Source organism: Actinomycetota bacterium (genome assembly GCA_030682655.1).
In the GTDB taxonomy this organism is placed as follows: domain Bacteria; phylum Actinomycetota; class Coriobacteriia; order Anaerosomatales; family JAUXNU01; genus JAUXNU01.
In genome coordinates, this window is the sequence record JAUXNU010000102.1 from 1 (window position 1) to 3,383 (window position 3,383).

Annotated in this window: 2 protein-coding genes and 1 pseudogene; 2 read left to right on the forward strand and 1 reads right to left on the reverse strand. The window is 62.6% G+C overall.

The features are described 5' to 3' along the window. A partial coding sequence (locus tag Q8K99_05990; GenBank protein ID MDP2182101.1) for a hypothetical protein occupies positions 1–439 on the forward strand: 439 nt, incomplete at its 5' end. A 430-nt stretch (positions 440–869) separates the two neighbouring features. Next, positions 870–1,073 (forward strand): annotated as a pseudogene (locus Q8K99_05995) (glycoside hydrolase family 15 protein). 13 nt (positions 1,074–1,086) lie between these two features. On the opposite strand, the gene Q8K99_06000 reads toward Q8K99_05995, so the two are convergent. Next, on the reverse strand, positions 1,087–3,282 hold the full coding sequence (locus Q8K99_06000) for a bifunctional alpha,alpha-trehalose-phosphate synthase (UDP-forming)/trehalose-phosphatase (GenBank protein MDP2182102.1): 2,196 nt from the start codon (positions 3,280–3,282) through the stop codon (positions 1,087–1,089). Between the last annotated feature and the right edge of the window lie 101 nt (positions 3,283–3,383).

Here is a 3,383-nt window from a genome sequence, read left to right on the forward strand (position 1 = left end):
GGCTGCACCTGGCTTCAAGGTCCCCAGCGCATCGGTTGTCGGCAACCCGGTCCGTGTGTTTCCCCAGTCGACGGCCATCCCTCAGTCCCAGCGCGGCATGAACGTCCTGTTCTCCTCCGGTCTCAAGATGTTCACGGAGGGCGACCACGTTTCCGAGGCCCCGAAGATCACTGGGGTTCAGTGGCCAGACGGAACGATAGACGAGGTCAAGATTGTTCGAACTGATGGCGGTCCCCTGTTTGAGCACGAGATCGTCAACGGCGTGGATGTATGGTTCATGAAGCCGGGTGAGCAGTTGTTGCCCAACGGGAGGCGCCTCCCGCTCGGAGCACGCGCCATCTTCGTAAGAGACTCCATGCAGTACGAACTGGTTAGTGATGAGGGCGACCTGAAGTTGACCCTTGCCGCGGTGGACGACATCTTGAACGACTCCAAGTAGCGGCGCGCTGCGTTACAAGTACGTCCACTATGGCCCACCATGAACTCGCAGGCCAGACGCCGAGAGGGTGTCTGGCCTGTTCGTTTCCGGGGCATCTCTGTCGAGAGATTCCTTGGCAGTTTGACGTGTGTCGGTGTCGCGCGTAAGGTGCCACATGCTGCCATTGGGGGAGGGGGAGAGCATGGGGATGCGGATGCGATTCTGTGCGATGGCTTTGCTGGCGGTTTTCACTTAGCCGGCGACCGCCGCGGCCGTCTACTACCCATACAACTACGGCATAGACTGGTCGGAGGCGCCATTCAACCAGCGCGGGAAGGCCGACGTGTGGGAGTGGGGGAAGTGAATTCCTCGACGGCTGGCGGGGCGAGGGGATATGCGAACACAGCAGCCGTTGACCAGTCCACCCAACGGCTTCTGCGGGGTTGATGGCAGCTTCTGGCTGATCCAGTGTCTCGCGCTCGCGGGAGAGCGCGAACGCGCGCAGGAGTACTTCGAGACTGTCACCGCCCACGCCAACGACCTGGGATTGCTCGCTGAGATGGTGGACTTCACGACCGGCGGACTTCTCGGCAACACCCCGCAGGCGTTCTCGCACATCGGGGTCAACAACGCAGCGTGGGCGTTGTCACGCTAGTCGGCGAGGTGCTTCACGTCGCATCAGCCTCCGCCATTCGGGCGAGTAGATCATGCACTTCCTTGACTCCGGGAACTGAGAAATGAGCATGGGTGGAGCCGCGACCCACCTTGATGGTCCATGCATCGTCGGGTGCCATCTCGAACATGTCCTCGTCAGTGCGATCGTCGCCGATGGCGAGCACGAACTCGACGTCCTCCTGGCCCATCCACCGATGTGCCGCGCTGCCCTTGTTGACTCTCGCCGACTTGATCTCGACGACCCTGTGCCCCTCAACGATCGTCACGTCGAGGTCGCTGGCGATTCCCACGAGAGCCGCTTTCAGCTCGGCCACTCGCGTTTCGGCGAACGCTGGGTGGATCGCGCGGTAGTGCCAGGCAAGAGAAGAGTCTTTCTCTTCGACGAATGAGCCCGGCGTACGATCCGCGAACAGGTCGAGAACGGGACTGATCCGGGGCTTCCATTCGTCGGTCACCGGCTCGGCTGTGACCCATTGATCACCTCGGACGCGCAGCCATACGCCGTGTTCGGCCACCAGGTCGACCGGCAGGTCACCGAGCCATTCTTCGAGCGACGTCCGCTGCCGACCGGAAATGACGACGACCTCGTTTCGGGGGTCCGACGCCAGTTGCTTCAGCAGGTTGTGCACCCGTGCCGACGGGCGTGCCTGTCGTGGGGTTGGTGCGAAGGGCACGAGGGTCCCGTCATAGTCGAGCATGAGGAGCCGGCGTTTCGCGCCGCGGTACGAGCGCAAGAGCCGATCTCGCGCCGGCTCGTGAAGCAGTTGTGCGTCATATGCGAACTGCGTGAGCTTCACCTGTTCCAGGGAGTCCAGGAACTCCTCGGCCCATCGCGAGACGGTGTAGCGACTCACCCTATGCTGCATGGAGGTCATCCGCTCACGCTGTTCCTTGGGCGGCATGGTGAGCGCCGTCTCCAACGCCTCGACCATACCGTCCAAGTCGTAGGGGTTGACCTGCAGCGCCTCGCTGAGCTCCTGCGCAGTTCCGGCCATCTCGGAGAGCACGAGGACGCCACCGGTGTCGCCGCGTGAGGCCACGTACTCCTTCGCGATCAGATTCATGCCGTCACGCAGCGGAGTGACGTAGGCGACATCCGATGCGGCGTACATGCTCGACAGGGTGGGGAACGGCAGGGAGCGGTACAGGTAGCGCACCGGAGTCCAGTCGAGCGTCCCGTGCTTGCCGTTGATGGATCCCACCAACCGCTCGACATCTTTCTTGAGTCTCGCGTACTCCTCGACTCGAGTGCGCGAAGGCACCGCGACACAGATCAGCGACACCTTGTTTCGCCACTCCGGATGCCGGTCGAGGAACGCGTCGTACGCGCGCAGACGCTCGGGAATGCCCTTGGTGTAGTCGAGCCGATCGACTGAGAGCACGACCTTGCAGCCGACCGCACCGGCTGTGATGCCCTCGGCTTTCTTGCGTGCCTTGGGTGAAGCAGCCCCTTTGGCGTAGCGATTGTAGTCGATACCCATGGGGAATGCATCCACGATCACGAGACGTTCGTCCACCACCACCCGACCATGCTGCTCCTCGACAGCCAAGATGCGTCGGGCGCTGCTCAGAAACTCGCTCACATAGTCGTAGGTGTGAAACCCGATCAGATCGCTGCCGAGAAGCCCCTCGAGTATCTCGCGACGCCACGGCAGCATTCGGAAGACCTCGAAACAGGGAAACGGTATGTGCAGGAAGAAGCCGATCTTGGCGTCCGGCATCTTCTCTCTCAGCATCTTGGGCAGCAGCATCAGCTGGTAGTCCTGGACCCATATGGTGTCTCCCGGCCGGGCGACTTCGAGGACCGCCTCGCAGTACTTGCGGTTGACACGCTCGTAGACGGCCCAGTTGTCGGCATCGAACCTGGCGTACTGGGTGAACTGGTGGAACAGCGGCCACAAGGTCTGGTTCGAGAACCCCGCGTAGAAACCGCGCACATCCGCGGCAGTGAGGAACACCGGCACGCAGCGGTGCTTCTCGGCCAACTCGATTCGGATGCGCTCGCGTTCCTCGGAGGAGAGACGCGCTTCGGACACCTCGGCCCAGCCGACCCAGAGGCTCTCGTGCGCGTCGTGAAACGATCCCAGTCCGGTCGCCACGCCGCCGACGCTGCGCTTGACCGCGACAGCGCCCGCTCGCTTCTCGACAGATACGGGAAGCCGGTTGGAGACGATGATGACCCGCTGCATGCTACCCCTTGGGAACCATTGGCTGGCGCACCGCACGTTTCTCACGAGAGGCACCGGGGCGGTCATCCGCCCTCAACTGATGATACCCGTGACGCAGGGAC